Raw genomic sequence first — 20,515 nt, forward strand, 5'->3', positions numbered from 1 at the left:
AGTCAGGGACCACCCCGAACGGATAAATGTCAAGTGTCGCGATGAAGCTCGCTCAACTGCATTCCTCACTACTTGGCTAGACCCGTTCCCGAAAAACACGCAGCACTATGCAACCTCATGCATAACCTCGCAGAATTCTCTGTCGCGCTCACCCATCGGCTTACGGGCACCATGCTTTAGGCGGGCGGGTGGTCGATTCAACACTTCTCGATGGCATGAGCGAAGGCGCGGGACCTGTTGTGAGTCCCGCGCCTTATGTCGCTGTCGTCGTTCGGGTGTTACTGCCAGTTCGGGTTCATGCCCTCGGGGTAGCGGGAGCCGAACCCTCCCTCGGGGAGGATTTCCTTGATGCGTGCGAGGTCGGTGTCGGTGAGGGTGAGGTTGGCGGCGCCGATGTTCTCCTCGACGCGCTTGGCGCTGCGGGTACCGGGGATCGGGACGATGTTCTCTCCCTGCGCGAGCAGCCAGGCCAGGGCGAGCTGCGCGACGGTCGCGTCCTTCGTCGCGACAAGTTCGGTTAGTTGGTGTGTGGCCTCGACGTTCTTCTCGAAGTTGCCGGGCTGCCATCGGGCGTCCCAGCTGCGCATGTCCGCCGCGTCGTAGTCGGAGGCCGGCTTCGCGGCCCCGGTGAGGAACCCGCGCCCCAGGGGCGAGTACGGGACGAAGCCGATGCCGAGCTCGTGCAGGGTCGGGAACAGCACCTCTACTTCACGCTCGAAGAGGGAGTACTCCGTCTGAAGCACCGAGACGGGCTGCACGGCGTGGGCACGACGCATTGTTTCGGATCCGGCTTCGCTGAGACCGAAGTACTTGACCTTGCCGGCGTCGATGAGTTCCTTCACGGTTCCGGCGACGTCCTCGATGGGGATATTGGGATCCACCCGGTGCTGGTAGAGGACGTCGATGTGGTCCATGCCGAGGTAGCGCAGGCTGTTCTCGACGACCTCGCGGATGTGCTCGGGTCGGCTGTCGAAACCGTACTCGCGGGTGAAACCGAACTTCGTGGCAATGACTACCTCGTCGCGGAAGGGCTTGACCGCCTGGCCGACGACCTTCTCGTTCTCGCCCCAGCCGTAGAGCTCGGCGGTGTCGAAGAAGGTGACGCCCAGGTCGTAGGCGCGCTGGATGGCGGAGGAGCCGCCCTCAGCGTCGGCTGCGCCGTACGCCATGGAGATTCCCATCGAGCCGTAGCCGATGGCGGACGTGGTTAGGCCTTGTGTGCCCAGTGTGCGTGACTGCATGATGTGTCCTTCTGTTATCGGTTGATGGACTGGTATCGGTCCCACCAGGAGGCGATGGGCTCCAATGCGTTTTCGGTCCGGAATTTTTCGCTCAAGGGTCCGACGAACCGGATGTCGGTGAGTTCCGTGGACTCTCTCCACAGTTTTTGCCCGTCAGCGGTCAGTGCGAGGTGACGCCCAATCGCTTCCTCGTTCTCGTACCGCTCGTGTTGCAGGATCGTCCCGTCTGTGCCGCGCGCCAGGGTGTACTCCAGGACGTACGGCTCGTCCTTCTCGGTCACGGGCAGCACCGCAGCGAGGTACTGCTTGAAGAGGTCCTGATCCAGGACCCGGTAGGTGAAGAAAACATCGATCTGGTCAGCAATTGGCATGATTTCTCTCTCGATCAGTGCAGGGGGGCGACTTGGCTTTGGCCGGAGGCGACGGCGTCTTACCTATCCCAACAGTCTACGTCTCATATGACAGTCACTGTCAATTTGGGCGCGGTATGCTGGATTCATGAGTGGAAGTAGAAGTGGTGGCGGGTTACGGCAGCGGACGCGGGACCTTGTGCGTCAGCAGATCGCCGAGGTTGCTCTCGTGATGTTCGACGAGCAGGGCTTCGATGAGACCACCGTGGATCAGATCGCAGCCGCTGTCGGCATCTCACCGAGGAGCTTCTTTCGGTACTTCGCCTCCAAGGAGGACGTCGTCCTTGGGGATCCGATGCTCTACGGTGAACCCGTGCGAGAGCGCCTTGCCCAGGCCCTGGAATCGATGCCGGTCTGGCAGGCCCTGCGATCAGGGTTCGAGGTCGTGGTGGAAACAGTCGAATCGAACCCCGAGTGGGCGCTGCGTGCCACACGGGTGATGATCAGCACGCCCTCACTGCGGGCCCGGAACACCGAGAAACATCTGGCGTGGATGACTGTTCTCGTGCCACTGGTGGCCGCCGCCCTCACCGGACCCGGAGCCACACGGCAGTACCACGCACGAGCCATCACCCTGTGTGCCCTGACCTGTCTCGACGTCTCCTCAGCCGAGCTGGTGCACCGCGATGGTGCCGTGACCACCCGTCAGCTACTCGATGAGGCCTTTCGACTACTCAAACCGACAGCACTGGTCGATTGAAACTCCTCCTGCAGAATTCCTAAGGCGTAAAGACAGCGAGAGGGTGACTATGAACGGCGACACGCTGCAGCAGCATGCGCGCAACCGCGTCGAGGAGCTTCCGGGTGCCCTGTTGGAGTATCCGTTCGGGCCCGACTGGGACGTGTTCAAGGTGCACGGCAAGGTCTTCATGCTCTTGACAGAGATCAGCGGCGAGCTGATCGTGATCGTGAAAGCCGGCCCGGAGGACGGAAAAGCCCTCCGAGAGCAACACGAGGACATCACCCCCGGTTATCACATGAACAAGCATCACTGGATCACCCTGCATCCCGGGGGCACCTTGCAGGAGGACCTCGTCGATGACCTCATTACCGAGTCCTACCTGCTCGTGGTCGAGAACCTGCCCCACGCAAAGCGGCCGGTTGACCCACGAACGTTCAGTCAAAGAGAATGATGACGCTTCCGAATGGCCGACGCACCCGAACGACATACTGTCCGCTTCTGGCTCGAAATCCCCTACGCCCCCGCCGAACGCTTCCGCCGCCCTATCTTCGTCAGTGCTGCCGTAGTGCTAACTCGATATCGTCATATTTCCCCGTCAAGACATCGTCGAAGAGCACGGAGCGCTGCAGTGTGGACGCGACGTAGACCGAACGGATGAGGGCCATCGCTTCGAAAGCCTGCTGCATGGTCACCTGGGGTTGTCTCCCGGAGGTGATGGCATTGACGACATCCACGTACTGCCGATGGTGGCTCGTGGGGTCGAGGCTGTACTGGCCGGGGGGAGCAGGAGGAAGATCGAAACCAAGGCGGTAGACAGGCTCATCTACATTCGCGAGCATGCTTGCCGCGTTGTTGCCCTCAACCGATGTGAGTCCCATCGGTCCGACGTCGATTCCCGGAGACTTCGCGGTGTGGAAGTACGTCAGGAGATCGTCCTCGATAATTGCTGAGCCCAGCGAACCCATCAGATGGAGGCGCGTCGAGAGACCTGGGTATGCGGCGGTCGTTGCATGCAGCGACGCGAGAGCTCCGGATTCGAAACGGATGGCCGCGACCACTGAGTCCTCGACCTCGATATCTCCGTGAGCGAGTAGCCCTATCTGCCCCGATATTTCTGCTGGCCGCCCAAGGAAGGACAACAGTAGGTCGACGTTGTGCACACCTTGGTTCATGAGCGCGCCGCCGCCATCCAGTGCCCATGTGCCGCGCCAGTCTGCTGAGGCGTAGTAGCTCTGTGGACGCCACCATGCTGTCGAGGCAATGGCCGTTGTTACGCGCCCCAATGCCTCGGCGTTCAGCGCATCTGCCACGATCGTCGTCGCCGTGTCATATCGATGCTGGCTGATGACGCTAGCGACGAAGTCCTCCTGTGCTGCTTGCGTAGCGCGATCGGCCATCGCGCGAGCTCGTCCGAGATCGACGTCGAGAGGCTTCTCGACGATGACATGCCGGCGAGCTTGAAGAGCCATTGTTGCCTGTGACACGTGCATCCCGCTGGGCGTTGTGATCACGACTAGGTCGACTTCGGAACGGGACAGTGCCTCTTCCAGCATCGCGTACTCTTGTGGACGGCGGAAGCCGGCCGCCTCGAGTCGAGCGGCGAGACGCGTAGCGGATTCGGCGGCTGGATCCACGACCGCGACGATCTGCAGCGCGTCTATGCCGGCTGCAATCGCCGCGTGGACGGTTCCCATCGCCCCAGATCCCACTAGTGCTATACCGATTTTTCCGTCACTCACTGTCGTCTCCTCGTTCGGTCATCTGTTTCAAACGGTGAAATGCGTCTGACCTCGACCGACAAGCATGCGGGTCGAGCTCTCATAGCGGTTAGGACCGGGAACTCACTGGAGAACGGGATTTCGGCGGGTGGACCGCATGGGCCTCACGGACCGCGACGAGCATGTCTTCATGGATGCTCAAGTGGTCGAGCATGTTGTTCACGCGTGCCGACATGATTCTGGCGATTGCTGATCTACCGACGCCTGTGATGCGTGCGATCGTTCTGCTGACCTACACTCGCTGAGGTATCCGGCGGATGTCCCGTGCCGGACTGGGTGCCGTTGCCAGTGAGCCTCCGCGCGTGGTCGTCGGAGAAATAGCCTCAGCGGGCCTCGGCGCAGGTTAAGCACCCGAGCCGCCAGTGCGGGCAGCAGCGCGCGCCTGTGCATTCGTGGTGGTATCGCCAGACCGTGCCGTGTGGTTCGGCTCTTGTGGGTTCATCTGCGGAGGTGCGAACTGTATCCGCAACAACTATCCGGTGCGGCAGTGGCTGGTCGGCCAGCAGATTCGCGAGGCCGAGGGTTTCGGGGTCCCGGTGGTATAGGCAGCCACCCGTCGCGCGGCACCCAAGTTCATACTCTTGCCAACTCTCCCGTGGGGGAGGGCGCTGGCGTGCGTCAGACCGTACATCTGAATTAGGAGGACTTCAGGGACGAACCGCGCCCGTCAGCCCTCCCCTTCTTGCTCGAGAGCGGGACCGGTCACGATGGTGACGCCAGGCGCGGGCGTTGATCAACGACGCCCGCGCGGCCACCTGGGTCAATGCCGACACATCACCCCTTCACTCCTCCGGATGTCAGGCCCGCGATGAACCAGCGCTGGAAGGCGGTGAAGATAATAAGGACCGGGATGAATGCGACGATCACGAAGGCGGAGAACAGGCCCCAGAAGTTTCCGAATCCGGTTGTGATGTAGCGGACGATGCCGTTCTGGACGGTTTTCATGTCTTCCGTCGTCGCCAGGACGGTTCCTACGAGGAAGTCGTTCCATACGAAGATGAAGATGAAGATGGCGATGGCGGCGATTCCGGGGCGGATCAGCGGGATCACTATTCGCCACAGAATTTGCAGCCGTGAGCACCCGTCGATGGCGGCGGCCTCTTCGATCTCGACCGGGATGTTCTCGATGAAGTTGCGCAGGAACAGGATGGTTTGGCCGCAGATGATCGCGGTGTAGACCACGATCAGCATCGGGTATGTGTTGATCAGCGCGGTCTTCACGAACATCGAGTAGAGAGCGACGAAGACCACGATCGCGGGGACCATTGAGAGCACCAGGATGCCCGTCATCAGGGTTTCCATGCGGCGACTCCGATATCGGGTCGCAACATAGGCCGCGGGGATGCAGATCGCCAGCGCCAGGGCGATGGAGCCTCCGGCGTAGATGAGCGAGTTCACGAAGAACCGCACGTTGGTTGTGGTGTAGATGCCGGCGAACGATTCGAATGTGATCGGGTTGGGGATCCATTCAGGGGGGAACTGGATCGTGTCGGCGCCAGGTTTGAGCGCCGTGGACACGATCCATGCCACCGGCGGCAGGACGATCGCGGCGGAAAGAACGATGTAGATCCATGCGGGTACAACCCGTAGCCAGTCGATAGGCCGACGACGCCTGGTCGTTGCGGTAGTCACAATACTTCCTTTCGACGGAAACGGATGGCGGCGAGAGTGAGCACGGTATTGATCGCGAACAGCAGGATCGCCGTTGCCGATGCACCCGACAGATCGAAGTCGAGGAACGTTTGGTTGAAGACGCGCATGGACAACGTCTCGGTAGCCGCTAGTGGTCCTCCACGGGTGGTGACGAGGATGATCGTCACCATCTGCACGTACAGCATGAGCAGGACCACGACGACGGAAACGATCGTGTTTCGCAGGTACGGCAGCGTGATGTTGATGAATCCTTGCCAAATGTTGCCGCCGTCCATGCGGAGGCTTTCGTGAAGCTCCTCCGGAATGGTTTGCAGAGCCCCCAGTAACAGCAGCATGGCCTGCGGGTACGACCACCAAGCGGTGATCAGGGTTACCGCGATCAGGGCGGCTGTGGGTGAGGAGAACACATCCGTGGGCCCCCGTCCCAGCGACGTCGTGATGTAGGAGGCAGGACCATAGTTGGGGTTCAGGAACCACAGCCAGATAGTGCCAGCGATCGCCTGCGACATCAGCCACGGCAGCAGGAACAGGCTTCGCACCGTCCGCTTGAACCTTTTCAAGTCGTTGAGCACGATCGCCGAAATCAGACCAGCTGGCAGTGCGATCACCAGCGCCCCTAGCGAGAAAACGAGGGTGGTTCCGATTTGCTTGGGAAGGCTTGGGTCCGAGAACAGAGCGACAAAAGAGTTCAGGCCTGAGAACTCGCCTACTTCGTAGAACGTCGTCTCATGCAGCGCGGTCCACGCCGTGTACACGAGCGGGCCGATGAAGACGAAGGTGAAGACCAGCACGACCGGGACGGTGTACAACCATATTCGGCTGTCCTTGACGGGGCGGCGCTGGATGCGGGGATTCGTGTCGGGCGCCGTATTGCGGATGTCGGAGGAGATCCCGGCCACATCACCAGAAAGAGTCATGATTTTCCGATCCCCGGGGAGCCCTCTCGGGCTCCCCGGATGTCTGTCGGTCTAGTTGTTTGCGGCGTCCTGCGCAGTGGAGATGAATTCGCTGCCCGACAGGTCGTTCAGGTACAGCGCCTGACCTGCCTGTGACAGCCCTGTCGCGACCGCAATCCAGTTGTCCCCGTACGCGTGCGGTTCGCTGTTGCTCTCGACGTATTCGGCGATGGAGTTGACGGTGTCGGCTTCCGGGGTCGAGAAGAACGGTGCGTCGTAGCTCGATGCGCGGGACGGAACTTCACCACCGGTAGCCATCGCAGCGGCAGCCTCAGCACTGGTCATGTACTCGATGAACTTCCATGCGGCGTCCACCTGATCACTTCCTGCGCCGATGCCCATCGTCCATCCAAGGGTCGCCCCGGTCTGATCACCGGTCGAGGCGGTTGGAAGGGCGCTCCATTTGATATCGGGGTTGGATGCGCCGTAGGTCACGATGCGCTCCGTGCCGAGAACAGCCATCGCAACTGTCCCGTTCGCGAGCCCGTCCGTGACTGTGGAGTAGCTATCCGACACGACGCTGCCGCCGAGGGCGTTCGCGTCACGGAGCTCGGCGAGGAAATCGCCGAACTCGTTTGCCTTCTCGCCGGCGTAGTCGACATCGCCGTCCTCGTTCCAGATGTCTTGTCCAACCTGGCTCATGAAGCAGTCGAAGAACGTCGCGATGATCGCGGAGTTGTCGGTGTCGGAAAAGCCGGTGCCGAACCCGGTGTACCCGGCTGCGGCCGCCTTGGTCGCCACGTCGACAACCTCGTCATATGTCGTCGGTGCGGTGGCGCCGATCTCATCGAGGATCTTCTGGTTGAAATACAACGCGCAGGTCCGGTATTCGTACGGGACAGCTACTTGCTGGCCGTCCGGGCCGGCCAGCGTGTCCGCGGGCCGCAGCCAGTCGACCTCTGTGGCGGCTTCGGGGAGCGGGGTATACGCGCCGCCTGCGGCCATCTGCGGCACTTGCGGAGTGAACATCTTGAACACATCGGGCGCCTGGCCCGCTGCCGCTGCCTGGGGTATCCGGCTGATCATATCGCCGAGCGACACCACTGACAGATCGACGTCGATGTCGGGGTTGGCGTCCTCGAAGCCGGCGATGTTATCGCGCAACGCCTTTGCCCGCGGGTTGTCCTGGCTTGGATCCAGGAAGTCCCAATAGGTGAGGGTCACCGGACCGCTGTCCGCATTGCCCTCGCCGCCGCCGGAATCATCCGTCGGCGCACACGCGGTCAGCAGCATACTCGCCGCCGCAATGCTTCCCAGTGCCATACTCCACCGCTTCGTGATCATTTTCGTTCTCTCCTTCGAGATCAGTCGCTTCTTTCGGCAGCTGTGCCCGGGAAAGCGGATGCCCGTATTCGTGATTACTTGAGGTTGTGTCGAGCGCCCCGAGGAGCACTGACACGTGTCGGATGTCAGGATTTAGAGCTAGGTCGACCGGGGATGTGGCTGAGGATGGATTTGGAGAAGCCACCGTCGACGCAGATGTCTTGCCCCGTGACATAACCCGACAGCGGGCTGACGAGAAATTCGATGACGTTGGCGATGTCTATCGGGTCTCCGATCCGTGACAACGGGATGATTTCTTCCCGCGCCTTCTTGATTTCGGGGTCGATATACATTTTTTCGGTCATGCCTGTACGAGTCATGCCCGGCGAGACGACGTTCACACGGATTCCGTCGGGCGCCCATTCCAGCGCGAGCGTCTGAGCCAGCAGTGTCAGCGCAGCCTTGCTGGGGCTGTAAGCGCCTGATCCGGCATGTGGAAGCTGACCAGACATCGATGAGGTGAAACACGCGGCGCCTTCGCTATCTCTCAGATGCGGATAGCTCGCTTTGGCGAGAAGCCACGCGCCGCGGAGGTTGACGGAGAACATGCCGTCCCAGTCTTCGAGGGAGTAGTCCTTGAGTGCACCGGGCTTCGCGATCCCGGCGTTTGCCACCAACGCGTCCAGGCCACCGAACTCTTCGACCGCGGCAGCTACCAGCTGTTCCGGCACTTCGGGGTCGCCTAAGTCGCCCATCAAGGCGATGGCCGTGCCACCGATCGACTGGATTGATTCGACAACCTCCTCCTGTTGGGCATTGGAGGTATGTCCGCACACAGCGATCATCGCCTGCTCACCTCGAGCGAGAGCCGCTTCTGCGAGCCTCAGACTTGCAGAAGCACCGATTCCACTACTTCCACCACTGACCAGAGCTCTCATTGCACAATCTCCTTGCGTATTTGGAGTGGGCAAACTTCCTTGCCGCACGGGTTCGACAGGCATAGTTGAACCGAATGGTTGACCTCGATTACGTCCCGAGGTTCCAGCCCTCCCTGCTGAGGTCGCGCAGGGCCTGGGCGAATTCGTGCAGGGTGTTCTCTTCGCGGATGACCTCGAGAACGACGTTGTCGACTCCGAGCGTCGCCTCGACGGCACTACCCAATGCGCGCCAGTCGATGACTCCCGTGCCGATGGGATCGTGGCCCCAGATCTCCGTGCCCGTGTCTGAAATGTGCACGAGACCGATCGACTCTTGATGCGAGACCAGGCTTGCTACCGGATCTTCGCCGATGTAGGCGGCGTTGGCGACGTCGTACACGATTTTGAGCGAATCATCGTGGACCGTGCGGACGACATGCGCGAGGGTTTCGATAGTGGGAGTGAAGCAGTAGGGAGTTTGTTCGAAGAGGAGTCGCGTTCCGGCCTGCTTAGCCCGAGGGATCAGAACGTCCAGGCTGTCGTACAGCCACCCGTGTACCTGCTCGAGTGACGGCGAGATCATGGGACGCCGCGTGCCGGGGGAAATCACGATTTCTGGGACATCCCAAGCAGCAGCCAGCTCGATCACCGAGTCGATGTGCTCGATGCTCCTGCGTCGCATGCTCGCAGCGGGACTGGCCAGGTTGAGGTCGAATCCACCAGCGTTCAGGGACCTGATCTCGGCACCGTATTCGCTGAGCTTTGCGCGAGTTGCCGAGCGCTCGGCGGTGGAGATTTCGTCCGGCCAGCAATGCGGAGAGCTGATCGGAATCTCGAAGGTGGTGTATCCACTGTCGACCAACTCAGCAATCGCATCGGTTGCTGTTGCTTTCCAGAGGTACGAGAACGTGTTGATGATCATAGGCTTGTCCGTTCAGTTCAATGAGGTGCCGTGAGCACCCGGCTCAAGGGGTGGGAACTGCTAGGACCAGGAGCTCTTGGCCTGGTTCGGGGCCGAGCTGGGAGCAATGGACGAGTGCTCGACCCAGCCGGCGGCATTGCTGTCGGGAAGGGACGCGTGCGAGGTGTCGGGGGTTTTTGTCATTGAGCTCTCCTTGGACTTTCAGTCGTCAAAAAGGTGTCGCGGCACCCGGCTGGGGTGCATTTGGGCATGGTCAACGGAGCGTGGTTGGTAGCGGCTGACCAGTCGAGGTCGAGAGATCTAAGCTGTCAGTGAGGAGATCTAGGCGGAAAGCTCCTCGTCCGCGACGAGGTAGGTATAGCTGGGCCAACTTCTGGCGACTTCCGCCGCGGCAGCGAGCAGCAGCGGCGACAGTTCTGCCATTCGTGCTCGCGTCATCCGCACGGAGGGACCGGCGATGCTAATTGTTCCGGTGGCCTCCCGACCCGATCCAGCTCCGTAGATGGGTGCTGCCGCAGCATTGATGCCGAGGTCCATCTCCTCGAATGTCGTGGCATAACCGCGGCGACGAACCTCGTCGAGCTCAAGGAGGAGACCGGACCGGTCAAGGGGTGCCCTGGCGGTGGTGCTGAGGCGGCTTTCGTGCTCCAGGACGACCGCGACTCGCTCTGACGAGAGAGTGGAGAGCCAGGCCTTTCCGGATGCCGTGGCATGGGGAACCGCGTCCTGGCCCATGACGGGGTCGAGACGAAGGGATGAGTTCGAACCTTGGGCTTTGGCGATCCATTGCAGGGAATCGTTGGTCGCTACCGCCAGGCGGACAAGCTCTTCACAGTCCGCGGCGAGCGAGTCCAAGGCCCGCTGAGCCCACGTCCCCACTCCTGAGGACGACAGCTGACGGAGCCCGAGGGCGCCGAGGCTGTGGGTGGCGAAGTAGCTGGACGTGCGGGCGTCCTGGCTGACGTAGCCGGCATCTACCAGCGCGGCGAGAAGGCGATGTGCGATGGCCTTATTGATGCCAAGGCGCTCAGCGATCTCACTCACCCCTCGGCCTTCGGGGCGCGATGCCAGCATTTCAAGTGCGTGCATCGCATTCGCTACATCGTCGGCTAGTGCCATAACGTCATCTCCCCGTCATTGCGGATTTGTAACAGCGTTACTGTAACGCCGTTACGAAAGAGTCGCATGCGTCGGTAAATCCTGTCAAGGGACAATGCAAACTGCTTTTCCAGTCCCGGCTAGGACGCTCCGGTCGAGTCCTGCTGCACCAGATCGCTCAGGCGCTCGAGCGCCGACTGATCGTCGTTGCCGACGACAACATGCTCACCGGTGGTCCAGCGACACTCAACAGCACCGAATCGCTCCCAGTAGGTGTCCCAATCAGCAAGCTTGATCCGGTCCCGCTCACTGCCTCTTTCCACGAGCCGCTGCCGCACGACGTCGGGTGAGGTACGCACGTGGATCACGCGGATGCGAGCCGCGGGCCAGGCTGCGTTCTCAGTTAAACGGCGAAGGAAGTCGGGGTCCTCCAGGTAGGCCACGAAAGGCGCGTCGAGGACCACGGAGTGGCCAAGCTCCAGGTTTCGGCCGGCGGTGGCAAAGAGCGTCTCGTACTCGGCTGGCATGATCCTTTCCAGGTACAGCGCGTTCGATTCTCGATCGGAAGGATCCTGCCCGAACGCTTCGAGAGCTACCTGTACGAGAGGCCCGGCGAGTGTGTCCTTATCGAGATACACCGCGCCGGTGAGTGAGCTGAGGCGCCTCGACAAGGTCGATTTGCCCGACCCCGCCCCGCCAAGGGTGATGTAGGCGACCGGCAGGGCCTGGTCGCTGGATGTCATCGCTTCACTCGGGCGATCGCCGCCACGAATTCCTCGGCCGCAGCGGTGACTTTGGTCATGTCCCCATCGGGGCGACCGGCCTTGGTGATCGCGCTGCCTACTCCAACAGCTATGACGCCGGCGTCGAACCAGTCGCCGACGTTAGCGGTGGTGACGCCGCCCGCAGGGAGGATCGGGACGTGCGCGAGAGGCGCAAGGACCGCTTTGGTGTAGGGAATTCCGCCAGCTTCGGTCGGGAAGAGCTTGACGATATCAGAGCCCGCTTCCGCGGTATTGAGAATTTCGGTGGGGGTGTAGGCGCCACTGATGGTGGCGACCTGGTAGCGGTTGGCGACGCGAATCATTTCGGGGTTGAGATTCGGGCTGACAAGGAACTGGGCGCCGGCCTGGATGCTGGACCAGGCGGCGTGTCCGTCCAAGACGGTGCCCGCGCCGAATGTCACGTCCTCACCGGCGAAGCGTTCAGTGAGGCGCTGGATAACTGTCAGTGCGCCTGGAATCGACAGGGTGATTTCGAGGGCGCGGATGCCGCCGGCGGCTGCGGCGGCGGCGACCTCGTACGCCTCCTCAGCAGTGTCAAGACGGACGATGAGGACGTTGCCGGACTCGCGGATGGTCTGTAGGACATCAAGTTTTTTGAACATGACATCGAGGGATACACCACTTTCCCGAGTTTTGCGAGCTTGTGACTCCGGGCGTTGACACTTCCAGAGACCGTGTGGGAGTCTTTTTGCAATCGATCTCAGTAATCGTTCTCATTTGGTGCACTAGCGCTATCTTGCGTTTCTAGACGGAGGAGTCAAGGATGACGAAGCGTTTCGCCGCTGATCCTCGGCCTACGGCTGTGGTGTTGGGTGCATCTCACTGGCACGCACTGCTGTATCGCGACGGGCTCGCTCGACGTTTCCGCGTGATGGCAGTGCAGGACGCCCGTCCTGAAGCCGCGCAGCTCTTCGCAGACCCTCTGGGTGCGTCGGTCACCGCCAGCGTCGATGATGCTGTGAAGGACGAGGGCATCGACGTAGTATTCGTGTTCAACCCGCACCACGAGATGCTCGCGGTCAGCCGCGGACTCATCGATCGGGGCATCCCATTCGTGATCGAAAAGCCTGCGGGCACGGGCCTCGATGACCTCAGGACAATCGAGCGGGAGGCGCGCCTGGCCGGCGTTCCAGCGACCGTGCCGCTTGTGCAGCGAGGCGCCCCGATCGACACCTGGTTGAGGCAGGCCGGCGACATCGTCTACGAACGAATGGCGTTCATCGCCGGTCCGCCTACCCGCTATGAGCAGAACGGCAATCCGTGGATGCTCGACCCGGCCCTCTCCGGCGGCGGCAGTCTGATGAATCTGGGCCCGCATTTTATCGATATGGCTATCCGCCACCTCGGACACCCGGATGACATCGTTCGGAAGCTGTCCGCGACGCTACACGGTGCGGCGGTCGATGATCACGCCACGGTCATCCTGACCACGAGAACGGGGCGAGAGGCCATCATCGAGGTCGGTTATACGTTCCCCGATTCGCGGCTGAAACGGTATTGCAGCTTCAGTGCGGCCGGAACAGTCGGGTTCACCTCCGTCGACACCACCGGCAGCGCATCCTTCACCGACCACTCCGGCACCACCACGACCGCAACCCTCGAGGTGGACAGTGACCCGCTCTATGACGTGTTCGTCGATGGTGTCGCGGACACGCTCACGAAAGGGTTCGCGGGTATGCCAACGCTGGCGGAGCTCGTCGCCACGATGGAGGTCATCTGGTCGCCGGACCTGGTGAGGACGATGAATCGTGGCTGAGATCAGCATCGACGACGTCGCCGAGGCGGCAGGAGTGCACCGTTCGACCGTATCGCGCGCGTTCTCGAAACCGGATGCCGTCCGGACGGCGACCAGGGAGCATGTGCTGCGTGTCGCCTCAGAACTTGGATATTCGATGAATCCCCTGGCCCAAGCCCTCCGCCGTGGCTCCAGCAATCTCATCCCTTTGATCGTCCCGGACATCACCAACCCGTTCTTCGCTGAGCTGGCCCGCGCGACGACCGTCGCCGCCGAAGCGCGCGGATACCAACTCATGCTTTGCATCACCGGCGGTGACATGGGGCTGACCGCCGGTTACCTGACCTCGATGCGTTCTATGTACTCCCCCTTTGCCGTCGTCGCTCCCTCAACCCGGGTAGACCTGGAAGCGCTGCGCCAGTATGCGTTCCAGAACCGGGTCGTCGTTCTCGACCGGGTCAAGGACGACCCTTCTGTACCCACCGTCACTGTTGACAGCACTCATGGCGTCGACCTCGCGTTTGATCACCTCCTCGGTCTTGGCCACACGAACATCGCCTACGCCCCTGGGGTTGTGGGCACCTACACCGCCCAGGACCGGTGGGATGCTTACCATCACGCCGCCCAGCGTCACGGCATCACGCCTGTCGTTCTGGAAGCAGCACCCGGGGTAGAGCTGGGTTCCGGGATCGTGGACCACTGGATGCGGGAACCGGTCCGTCCAACGGCGGTCATCGCTTCCAATGACATGATCGCGTTCGCCGTGATCTCTGAACTCGGCACCCGCGGGTTCACCGTCCCCGCCCACCTCTCGGTGGTCGGCTTCGACGGCCTCGACCTCGGGGCACACTTCAGTCCTCGACTGACCAGCGTCCGTCAACCCATCACCGACCTTGGCCGGATCGCCATCGAACTCGGTGAAACCCTCATCGCCAACGGCCCGCCTGACCACGTCGTCCTCGAGCCGACACTTCTCATCCGCTCCTCCACACAGAGACTCCCATGATCAAACCGAACCCCAGTCGCCTTCCTGGTTTGCAGTACGTGGACCACGTGGCCTTCACCGTCCCCAACCTCAACGATGCCACTCGCCTCTTCACCGTCCTTCTCGGCGCCGAAGAGCTCTACCGATCCACTCGCGGGCCCGACCCTTCGGTCATGCCGGAGCACTTCGGCGTCCCCGAGGACGCGCACCTCGAGCTACGCATGCTCCGACTTCCGCCGAACCTGAACGTCGAGCTGTTCCAGTGGTGGACAGCGGATCGCTCCCCCGTGTTCCCGCGCGCCAGCGACGCCGGTGGACACCACCTCTGCTTTGTCGTCGACGACGTCGACGACGTCGTCACCGCCATCTCAGACCTCAACGGCATCGAGATCCTCGGCGCTCGAAAAGAAGTCGCCGGCGACAGCCCCGCCGTTGCCGGGAACCGGTGGGTGTACGCCCGAACCGACTGGGGACTCATCCTCGAATTCGTCGACCGGTCCCGGGTCACCGATCCCCCGCGCCTCGTCGGCCCCCGCGACTGGCACTCCCACTCGACCTCGACCACCTCGGAGACAACCACATGAAAATCGCCGGCCACACCCTTGGCACCCCCCATCACACCGTCCCTGAAGCACTCCAGCTCTTCGCCCGAGCCGGCCTGGATGCCGCCGAGGTGATCTACCAGAACGACTACACCAGCGGTCTGCCCATCGGCGATGCCGCCACAGCAGCGGAAGCGGCACGCGTCGCTGACGGCGAAGGTATCCCCATCATCGGACTCACGCCTTACACAACCGCCATCAATGCGACGGACGAGCACGTCCGTAAGGCAGCCGTTGACGAGCTGCGGTCCGCCATCGACACCGCTCACATCGTCGGAGCAACCCGCATCCGCGTCTACTCCGGCGCGTGGCAACCGGACCAGCACGACCACGCCGCACACTGGGCACAACTCGTTCGCTCCTTCCGCGAGCTCTCCGGTCCGGCAGCAGACGCCCGTGTCGTGCTCTGTGCGGAAAACCACTTCGGGACGATGACGCAGACCGCGCGGGACACGGCCAAGCTCGTCCGCGCCGTCAACTCCCCCGCCGTCCGAGTGCTCTACGACCAGGCCAACCTCACCTTCACCCACGACGAAGACGTCGACGACGCCTTTGCCGTCCAAGGTGATCTCATCGGCCACGTGCACGTCAAGGACCTGATTTTCAAGGACCCGAACGCTCCGTTCGTCGCGTCTGAGACGGCCCGTGTGCACGCCGAAGAACGAGCTGTCATCTCCCGCGTCGTCGGCGACGGCTCCCTCGACTGGCCCCGTGCCCTCCGCCGCCTCCGCGAGATCGGCTACAACGACGTACTCTCGCTCGAGTACGAGTACCGGTGGCACCCGCAGGACCTCGACGACCCCGAGATCGGATTTCGTCGCGGTGCCGAGCACCTTCGTGCGCTGCTGTCTCAGCTCGAGCTGAACGCAAACAACAAAGACGCCGAGGTCATCTCGTGACCGCGCTCAGGGTTGGCGTGGTCGGTGCCGGCAACATTGCCAGCATCGCGCAGCTACCCACCCTCGTGCAGCGCGACGACGTGGAGCTGCGCGCCCTGGTATCCCGCCGTGAGGACCCGAGTGCCCTGCAACGCCGATGGGGATTTGCGAACGTTCACCGCACGGTCGACGCGATGCTCGAGACCGAAGAGCTCGACGCCGTCTTCGTCCTCACGCCCCGCTCCGAGCACGTTGCGGCCGTCGAAAGCGCCCTCCGCGCCGGCGTCGACGTCTTCTGTGAGAAGCCCCTCGCCACCTCAACTTCCGACTCCGTCCGCCTTGCCGAACTCGCGGACGAACGCGGCCGGATTCTGATGGTTGGACTGAACCGGCGGTTCGCGCCCGTGTACGTCGCCGCACGAGAAGCGTTCGGGGCAGCCGGGGCATCGTTCTGCGTCGCCCAGAAGAACCGCGCCGGCTCTGAGTATCGGGCCACGTTCGAGAACGCCATCCACATGGTTGACCTCCTCCGCTGGTTCTGCGGTGGAGAAGTCGTCGAGGTCACCAGCGCATCCGCCGGAACAAACCGCTGGGAGGAGGACGGCACAGCCGCCCTCGTACGGTTCTCGACCGAAAACACCGGCCTGCTCGTCGCGGCGCGAGCCGCCGGCGCGTGGAGCGAGAAGCTCGACGCATACGGTCAGATGCGCTCGGCCGAGGTCATCGCACCCGACAGCGTCACAGTCACAGTAGATGGCGTCCGAACCGTTCGGTCAATGAGTCCGGAAGCCTTCGGGTGGGCAACAGCAACCGAAACCTTCGGATTCGCCGCCGCGGTCCGGCACTTCCTTGACCGGGTCCAAGACCGGCAGCAGCCGCTGACCTCCGGGTGGGAAGCGGTCAAGACCCAGCAACTCCTTGATCAGATCCTTAGTGCAGCAGGCCTACCCACCGAGGAGCAGGAAGGACGCGTGTGGTCAAGCAAAGCAGTGCAGTAAAACCCTCCACGGACCGCCAGGTTACCCTGGTCACCGGATCCAGCGGCGGAATCGGTGCCTCCGTCGTCGCCGCGCTCCAGGCGCGCGGGGACGTCGTCGTCGGCGCAGACCGCGCACCGCTCGACGGGCAGGACATCGCTAGCTTCTACGAGCTCGACGTCACCGACGAGCAGCAAACCAGTGACGTGATCGGCCAAGTCATCCAGGAGCACGGTCGCATCGATGTCCTCGTGCACGCCGCGGGGGTGCTGGGCGGCACTGCCGATCCGCTGGTCACCACTACCGAGGAATTCGAGCGCGTCATGCGCATCAACGCCACGGGCACGTTCACGATCACTCGCGAAGTCGCGAACGTCATGCGTACCAGCGGCACGAAGGGAACGATCCTGCTGCTGTCGTCGGTCGCGGCCAAAGAAGCACGAATCGACTACCTGCCGTACAACGCCAGCAAGATCGCCGTATTGCACATCATGTGGTCCATGGCGAAGATCCTTGGACCGAATGGCATCTCGGTCAACGCCGTCAACCCGGGTCCGGTGAACACGCCGCTGTGGGCGCAGCTCGCCGACCAGTCCGGTGCCGCGCAAGCAGCACGAGACGCTCGGGCCGCCCAGTTGCCCATGCAGCGCTTCGCCGAGCCGACCGAAGTCGCCAACGCGATCAGCTTCCTCACGGACCCCATCAACCGGTACATCACTGGAGTGTCCCTCGACGTCGCTGGTGGAGCGCACCTCGGCATGGGGTCCTAAGCCAGCGAACTCCGATCCCCGAATTGCTGACATTCTCTCGGCAACACGGTCACGTTTTTTCATCATGGACAGGTTCGGCAAAAACGCTGACGACATCCGTGGCAAGGGTACTGGTCACGGCATCTCAGCAGCGCCGCATGCTACGGAAGCCATCAGTAGTCGAGTTGCGACGCGTCGCAAGGCCAATCGATCGTCCCCTGAACGATTGGCCACCCGCCCCCGACTGCGGGCCAGGTGGCCTTGGTGAGCGTTCATGAGCGGAGGATTCTCAGTGCCATCAGGCACGTTGCCTGCCCCTCAAGGGATGCGAGGGAGAGGTTAAGCAGCGACTCCAGTTTAGTGATGCGCTGGCTGAGCGTATTGCGGTGGATGTAGAGAGCAGCCGCTGCCCTGGAAGGCTGTGCGTCGTGGACGAGGAAGCACTCCAGTGTTCCTAACAGATTCACCGAGTGGGACTCGTCATGGGCGACAACGGGAGCAAAGAGCCTCGTGGCCCCAGCTCGTGCGCCACGGGAAGCCGTGGAGGCAACAAGGGCACTGACCCCCAGCTCGGGAGCAATCGTCGGCCGGTCAACTTGATCCACCAGCTCCCGCGCCTGATGGACCCCCAACCGCAATTCGTCGATGCTCGCGCAGGGACCCTTAAGCACTAGGGGCTGGCCGGGCAACTTTTGTGAAAACTTAGACAGGAGCACATCGATGGTACCGGGCTGGCCGGGGATCGCAGGTTTCTGCGCGAAGACGAACAAGACATTTGCGCGGACCTGCACTCGAACGTCATCGAACAAAGACTGCAGCACGAGCCGGATACGCCATGCGTTGGCGAGGTTCTGGGGCCCGGTGCGCGCGGTGATCACGAAAGTCGGCTCACTGCTGTCCAACCCGGTGGAGCGGAACGTGCTGGTGAATTCCTCAAGGGCTACTCCGCTCCAGTCCGGGACCTGGTCTAGCAGTGTTTCGAGCTCTTGCTGCTTGTGTGCTGTCGAGTGGAGAGCCGTCTGCAACTGGACCGCGATGATGGAAGCCGCCGGTGCCAGCAGCGTGCCCAGGGGATGATCCGCCAGGCAATCGCGTACCACCAGCTGGAACGCGTCCCCACTTCCCATGGGGAGCGGGACGGTTACGTCCCTGCCTCCGTTGGCGGCGCGCTCCAGATCCTCCTTGCTCCAGGATGAATCCTCCGGAGACCGAGCAATGATCGAGCCTGCTGCGTCCACGATGGCGAGCTGCCCTGCCGCTGCCTCAGCGGCAACGGCAAGGATGACCGACAACCGGGCGCCGGAGGAGGCCAGCGCCGCGCACTTCTGGGCGAGCTCCCACGAACGGGTTGTGGCGGTGAAGCGCTCTGCCTGAAGCACGTTGGTGACGTGGCGGTGTACTTGCAGGAACGGCACTGCCCTCGGGATTTCCAGGAGAGGCACATCCAGTGCTGTTGCCGCTTGCACAAGGCCCGGGGGGATCAACCGGTGGGCGGTGCCCGTGCCGAAGGCAATGGCGGCAACACCCACCTTGACGAGCCGTTCCACATACGCCGCCCATGTGCGGTTGTCCTGAATGTTGAGCCCGATTCCATTGGTCAGCAGCAACACGTTCTGGCTAAGAAAGGGCGTCGGATCGATGGTTTCAGCGGGAGCACACCAGCTGATTTCGCAGCTCAGGCGCTCAGTTGACGAGGGCGTATGCAGGCGCAATTGCAGCGCTTCGGCGGCGAGCAGATCCGAAACGATCACTAATCCTCCACATGTGCATCCGCCCATTGCTCGCAAGGAAATCGAGTCAGATGCCTACTATACCGGCGCTTCGGGGCGAGGTTAGGGTGAAACCCATGACTCACGCGCCCGTGATCCACACCACGCCTCGAACGTTGCTGACGATCAATTCCGATATGGGCGAATCCTTCGGTCTGCATTCCTTCGGTAATGACCTCGAACTCATGGGCATCGTCGACCACATCAATGTGGCCTGCGGATTTCACTCAGGAGATCCGGACACGATGGCCACCACAGTGTCCGCCGCCGTAGAGCATGGTCTGGGCATCGGCGCGCATCCTGGCCTGCCGGACCTTGTGGGGTTCGGCAGGCGCGAGATGAAGCTGACGCCCGGGGAGGTGGAGAACCTCATCATGTACCAGGTGGGAGCACTGTCGGCATTTTTGCAGAGGGAAAGCGCAGAACTTCATCACATCAAACCTCACGGGTCGCTTTACGGAATGCTCGCGCGGGACCACTCCCTCATGACCGCAGCAGCGCGGGTAGCCATCCTCTATGGGGTGCCGTTCTACGGCCTGGCGGGTACGCATCACCAGTCGGTGTGCGAGGAGATAGGAGTTCCCTTCGTCGGTGAGCTTTATGTGGATCTCAACTACGGATCCGAAGGCCAGTTACTCATCCAGCGCCAGCCCGAACCGACGGACCCGGCTGCGGCGGCGAAACGCGTCAGGCGCGCACTCGAGGACGGTGCTGTGGAGGCCACGGACGGCACAGTCCTGCACATCGATTTCCAAAGCATCTGCGTCCACTCCGACGCCCCTAATTCACCCAAGGTCGCTGCCGCCGTCCGCGGTGTCCTCGCTTCCTAGAAAATTCTCGCCGCATCTTCCTACCGTCCTGAAAGGACCCACCATGGCTGACCTCACATCCCCCCTTCCCGGAATCTTCTACCGCAAGCCGGGTCCCGACAAGGAGCCTTATGCCAATGAGGGAGACCGCATCGAGGCCGGCCAGACGGTGGGGGTCGTGGAGATCATGAAACAGTTCTCCGAAATCCGCAGCGACGTCTCGGGAGTCCTGGAAAGTTTCGCGATCGACGATTCCGGGACGGTCAACCCCGGCGACGTCATCGCAATCATCAGGGAGGATTGATC

23 protein-coding genes are annotated in these 20,515 nt (G+C 62.3%); 10 read left to right on the forward strand and 13 right to left on the reverse strand.

Going from position 1 to position 20,515, the window contains the following annotated elements:
• Positions 1-278 precede the first annotated feature (278 nt).
• Together IWX75_RS15470 and IWX75_RS15475 are read right to left on the reverse strand one after the other, a co-directional pair.
• Complete coding sequence (locus IWX75_RS15470; protein ID WP_196823152.1) at positions 279-1,241, reverse strand: aldo/keto reductase; 963 nt, start codon at positions 1,239-1,241, stop codon at positions 279-281.
• A gap of 14 nt (positions 1,242-1,255) precedes the next feature.
• Positions 1,256-1,612 (reverse strand): hypothetical protein, encoded by a 357-nt coding sequence (locus IWX75_RS15475; RefSeq protein ID WP_196823153.1) that lies wholly within the window; start codon positions 1,610-1,612, stop codon positions 1,256-1,258.
• A 127-nt stretch (positions 1,613-1,739) separates the two neighbouring features.
• Between IWX75_RS15475 and IWX75_RS15480 the strand changes: the two genes are divergently transcribed.
• Positions 1,740-2,351 carry a TetR family transcriptional regulator gene (locus IWX75_RS15480; RefSeq protein ID WP_196823154.1) on the forward strand — a complete coding sequence of 204 codons (612 nt, stop codon included), beginning with the start codon at positions 1,740-1,742 and terminating at the stop codon, positions 2,349-2,351.
• Between the two features lie 49 nt (positions 2,352-2,400).
• Positions 2,401-2,784: an MmcQ/YjbR family DNA-binding protein gene (locus IWX75_RS15485; RefSeq protein WP_196823155.1), complete on the forward strand. Its 384-nt coding sequence runs from the start codon at positions 2,401-2,403 to the stop codon at positions 2,782-2,784.
• Positions 2,785-2,884: 100 nt separating this feature from the next.
• Here the strand turns inward: IWX75_RS15485 and IWX75_RS15490 are convergent, their stop codons facing one another.
• The 10 genes from IWX75_RS15490 to IWX75_RS15530 all read right to left on the reverse strand — a co-directional run bounded on the left by IWX75_RS15490 (position 2,885) and on the right by IWX75_RS15530 (position 12,307).
• A complete protein-coding gene (locus IWX75_RS15490; protein WP_334684397.1) occupies positions 2,885-4,072 on the reverse strand; it encodes a Gfo/Idh/MocA family protein in 1,188 nt (395 codons plus the stop codon).
• An 813-nt stretch (positions 4,073-4,885) separates the two neighbouring features.
• Positions 4,886-5,743 (reverse strand): carbohydrate ABC transporter permease, encoded by an 858-nt coding sequence (locus IWX75_RS15495; RefSeq protein WP_196823156.1) that lies wholly within the window; start codon positions 5,741-5,743, stop codon positions 4,886-4,888.
• The gene (locus IWX75_RS15500; protein ID WP_196823157.1) at positions 5,740-6,681 is read right to left on the reverse strand and encodes a carbohydrate ABC transporter permease; all 942 of its coding nucleotides are present in this window, start codon (positions 6,679-6,681) and stop codon (positions 5,740-5,742) included. Before IWX75_RS15500 ends, IWX75_RS15495 begins: the two co-directional genes overlap by 4 nt.
• A 51-nt stretch (positions 6,682-6,732) precedes the next feature.
• Positions 6,733-8,004 carry an ABC transporter substrate-binding protein gene (locus IWX75_RS15505; protein ID WP_196823158.1) on the reverse strand — a complete coding sequence of 424 codons (1,272 nt, stop codon included), beginning with the start codon at positions 8,002-8,004 and terminating at the stop codon, positions 6,733-6,735.
• 125 nt (positions 8,005-8,129) lie between these two features.
• Positions 8,130-8,921, reverse strand: a complete 792-nt coding sequence (locus tag IWX75_RS15510; protein WP_196823159.1) for an SDR family NAD(P)-dependent oxidoreductase — start codon at positions 8,919-8,921, stop codon at positions 8,130-8,132.
• A gap of 88 nt (positions 8,922-9,009) precedes the next feature.
• On the reverse strand, positions 9,010-9,822 hold the full coding sequence (locus IWX75_RS15515; protein WP_196823160.1) for a sugar phosphate isomerase/epimerase family protein: 813 nt from the start codon (positions 9,820-9,822) through the stop codon (positions 9,010-9,012).
• Between the two features lie 60 nt (positions 9,823-9,882).
• Complete coding sequence (locus IWX75_RS17780; RefSeq protein WP_334684398.1) at positions 9,883-10,005, reverse strand: hypothetical protein; 123 nt, start codon at positions 10,003-10,005, stop codon at positions 9,883-9,885.
• Positions 10,006-10,143: 138 nt separating this feature from the next.
• Complete coding sequence (locus tag IWX75_RS15520) at positions 10,144-10,941, reverse strand: IclR family transcriptional regulator (RefSeq protein WP_196823161.1); 798 nt, start codon at positions 10,939-10,941, stop codon at positions 10,144-10,146.
• Positions 10,942-11,060: 119 nt separating this feature from the next.
• Positions 11,061-11,663: an AAA family ATPase gene (locus IWX75_RS15525; protein ID WP_196823162.1), complete on the reverse strand. Its 603-nt coding sequence runs from the start codon at positions 11,661-11,663 to the stop codon at positions 11,061-11,063.
• Positions 11,660-12,307: a bifunctional 4-hydroxy-2-oxoglutarate aldolase/2-dehydro-3-deoxy-phosphogluconate aldolase gene (locus tag IWX75_RS15530; RefSeq protein WP_196823163.1), complete on the reverse strand. Its 648-nt coding sequence runs from the start codon at positions 12,305-12,307 to the stop codon at positions 11,660-11,662. Before IWX75_RS15530 ends, IWX75_RS15525 begins: the two co-directional genes overlap by 4 nt.
• 161 nt (positions 12,308-12,468) lie before the next feature.
• On the opposite strand from IWX75_RS15530, the gene IWX75_RS15535 reads away from it, so the two are divergent.
• The 6 genes from IWX75_RS15535 to IWX75_RS15560 are packed head-to-tail and all read left to right on the forward strand — an operon-like array spanning position 12,469 to position 17,652.
• Positions 12,469-13,461, forward strand: a complete 993-nt coding sequence (locus IWX75_RS15535; protein WP_196823164.1) for a Gfo/Idh/MocA family protein — start codon at positions 12,469-12,471, stop codon at positions 13,459-13,461.
• Positions 13,454-14,446 (forward strand): LacI family DNA-binding transcriptional regulator, encoded by a 993-nt coding sequence (locus tag IWX75_RS15540; RefSeq protein WP_196823165.1) that lies wholly within the window; start codon positions 13,454-13,456, stop codon positions 14,444-14,446. Before IWX75_RS15535 ends, IWX75_RS15540 begins: the two co-directional genes overlap by 8 nt.
• Positions 14,443-15,009: a VOC family protein gene (locus tag IWX75_RS15545; protein WP_196823166.1), complete on the forward strand. Its 567-nt coding sequence runs from the start codon at positions 14,443-14,445 to the stop codon at positions 15,007-15,009. Before IWX75_RS15540 ends, IWX75_RS15545 begins: the two co-directional genes overlap by 4 nt.
• Positions 15,006-15,926 carry a sugar phosphate isomerase/epimerase family protein gene (locus IWX75_RS15550; protein ID WP_196823167.1) on the forward strand — a complete coding sequence of 307 codons (921 nt, stop codon included), beginning with the start codon at positions 15,006-15,008 and terminating at the stop codon, positions 15,924-15,926. Before IWX75_RS15545 ends, IWX75_RS15550 begins: the two co-directional genes overlap by 4 nt.
• Entirely contained in the window at positions 15,923-16,903 is a 981-nt protein-coding gene (locus IWX75_RS15555) for a Gfo/Idh/MocA family protein (RefSeq protein ID WP_196823168.1), read from the forward strand. The genes IWX75_RS15550 and IWX75_RS15555 overlap by 4 nt, the downstream gene beginning before the upstream one ends.
• Positions 16,879-17,652: an SDR family NAD(P)-dependent oxidoreductase gene (locus IWX75_RS15560; RefSeq protein WP_196823169.1), complete on the forward strand. Its 774-nt coding sequence runs from the start codon at positions 16,879-16,881 to the stop codon at positions 17,650-17,652. Before IWX75_RS15555 ends, IWX75_RS15560 begins: the two co-directional genes overlap by 25 nt.
• Before the next feature lie 251 nt (positions 17,653-17,903).
• Here the strand turns inward: IWX75_RS15560 and IWX75_RS15565 are convergent, their stop codons facing one another.
• Complete coding sequence (locus tag IWX75_RS15565) at positions 17,904-19,382, reverse strand: PucR family transcriptional regulator (RefSeq protein WP_196823170.1); 1,479 nt, start codon at positions 19,380-19,382, stop codon at positions 17,904-17,906.
• 95 nt (positions 19,383-19,477) lie between these two features.
• On the opposite strand from IWX75_RS15565, the gene pxpA reads away from it, so the two are divergent.
• On the forward strand, positions 19,478-20,230 hold the full coding sequence (pxpA, locus tag IWX75_RS15570; protein ID WP_334684399.1) for a 5-oxoprolinase subunit PxpA: 753 nt from the start codon (positions 19,478-19,480) through the stop codon (positions 20,228-20,230).
• Between the two features lie 43 nt (positions 20,231-20,273).
• Positions 20,274-20,513 (forward strand): acetyl-CoA carboxylase, encoded by a 240-nt coding sequence (locus IWX75_RS15575; protein ID WP_196823171.1) that lies wholly within the window; start codon positions 20,274-20,276, stop codon positions 20,511-20,513.
• Positions 20,514-20,515: the final 2 nt, after the last annotated feature.

The organism is Arthrobacter sp. CAN_A6 (assembly GCF_015751715.1).
Classification (GTDB): Bacteria; Actinomycetota; Actinomycetes; order Actinomycetales; family Micrococcaceae; genus Arthrobacter_D.

What these genes read in the sequence shown, in the direction of transcription:
- IWX75_RS15515 (WP_196823160.1), bottom strand. Translation starts at nt 9,822, where the DNA reads ATGATCATCAACACGTTCTCGTACCTCTGGAAAGCAACAGCAACCGAT.
- IWX75_RS15545 (WP_196823166.1), top strand. Translation starts at nt 14,443, where the DNA reads ATGATCAAACCGAACCCCAGTCGCCTTCCTGGTTTGCAGTACGTGGAC.
- IWX75_RS15475 (WP_196823153.1), bottom strand. Translation starts at nt 1,612, where the DNA reads ATGCCAATTGCTGACCAGATCGATGTTTTCTTCACCTACCGGGTCCTG.
- IWX75_RS15470 (WP_196823152.1), bottom strand. Translation starts at nt 1,241, where the DNA reads ATGCAGTCACGCACACTGGGCACACAAGGCCTAACCACGTCCGCCATC.
- IWX75_RS15510 (WP_196823159.1), bottom strand. Translation starts at nt 8,921, where the DNA reads ATGAGAGCTCTGGTCAGTGGTGGAAGTAGTGGAATCGGTGCTTCTGCA.
- IWX75_RS15500 (WP_196823157.1), bottom strand. Translation starts at nt 6,681, where the DNA reads ATGACTCTTTCTGGTGATGTGGCCGGGATCTCCTCCGACATCCGCAAT.
- IWX75_RS15550 (WP_196823167.1), top strand. Translation starts at nt 15,006, where the DNA reads ATGAAAATCGCCGGCCACACCCTTGGCACCCCCCATCACACCGTCCCT.
- IWX75_RS17780 (WP_334684398.1), bottom strand. Translation starts at nt 10,005, where the DNA reads ATGACAAAAACCCCCGACACCTCGCACGCGTCCCTTCCCGACAGCAAT.
- IWX75_RS15505 (WP_196823158.1), bottom strand. Translation starts at nt 8,004, where the DNA reads ATGATCACGAAGCGGTGGAGTATGGCACTGGGAAGCATTGCGGCGGCG.
- pxpA (WP_334684399.1), top strand. Translation starts at nt 19,478, where the DNA reads ATGACTCACGCGCCCGTGATCCACACCACGCCTCGAACGTTGCTGACG.
- IWX75_RS15530 (WP_196823163.1), bottom strand. Translation starts at nt 12,307, where the DNA reads ATGTTCAAAAAACTTGATGTCCTACAGACCATCCGCGAGTCCGGCAAC.
- IWX75_RS15480 (WP_196823154.1), top strand. Translation starts at nt 1,740, where the DNA reads ATGAGTGGAAGTAGAAGTGGTGGCGGGTTACGGCAGCGGACGCGGGAC.
- IWX75_RS15575 (WP_196823171.1), top strand. Translation starts at nt 20,274, where the DNA reads ATGGCTGACCTCACATCCCCCCTTCCCGGAATCTTCTACCGCAAGCCG.
- IWX75_RS15525 (WP_196823162.1), bottom strand. Translation starts at nt 11,663, where the DNA reads ATGACATCCAGCGACCAGGCCCTGCCGGTCGCCTACATCACCCTTGGC.
- IWX75_RS15485 (WP_196823155.1), top strand. Translation starts at nt 2,401, where the DNA reads ATGAACGGCGACACGCTGCAGCAGCATGCGCGCAACCGCGTCGAGGAG.
- IWX75_RS15535 (WP_196823164.1), top strand. Translation starts at nt 12,469, where the DNA reads ATGACGAAGCGTTTCGCCGCTGATCCTCGGCCTACGGCTGTGGTGTTG.
- IWX75_RS15520 (WP_196823161.1), bottom strand. Translation starts at nt 10,941, where the DNA reads ATGGCACTAGCCGACGATGTAGCGAATGCGATGCACGCACTTGAAATG.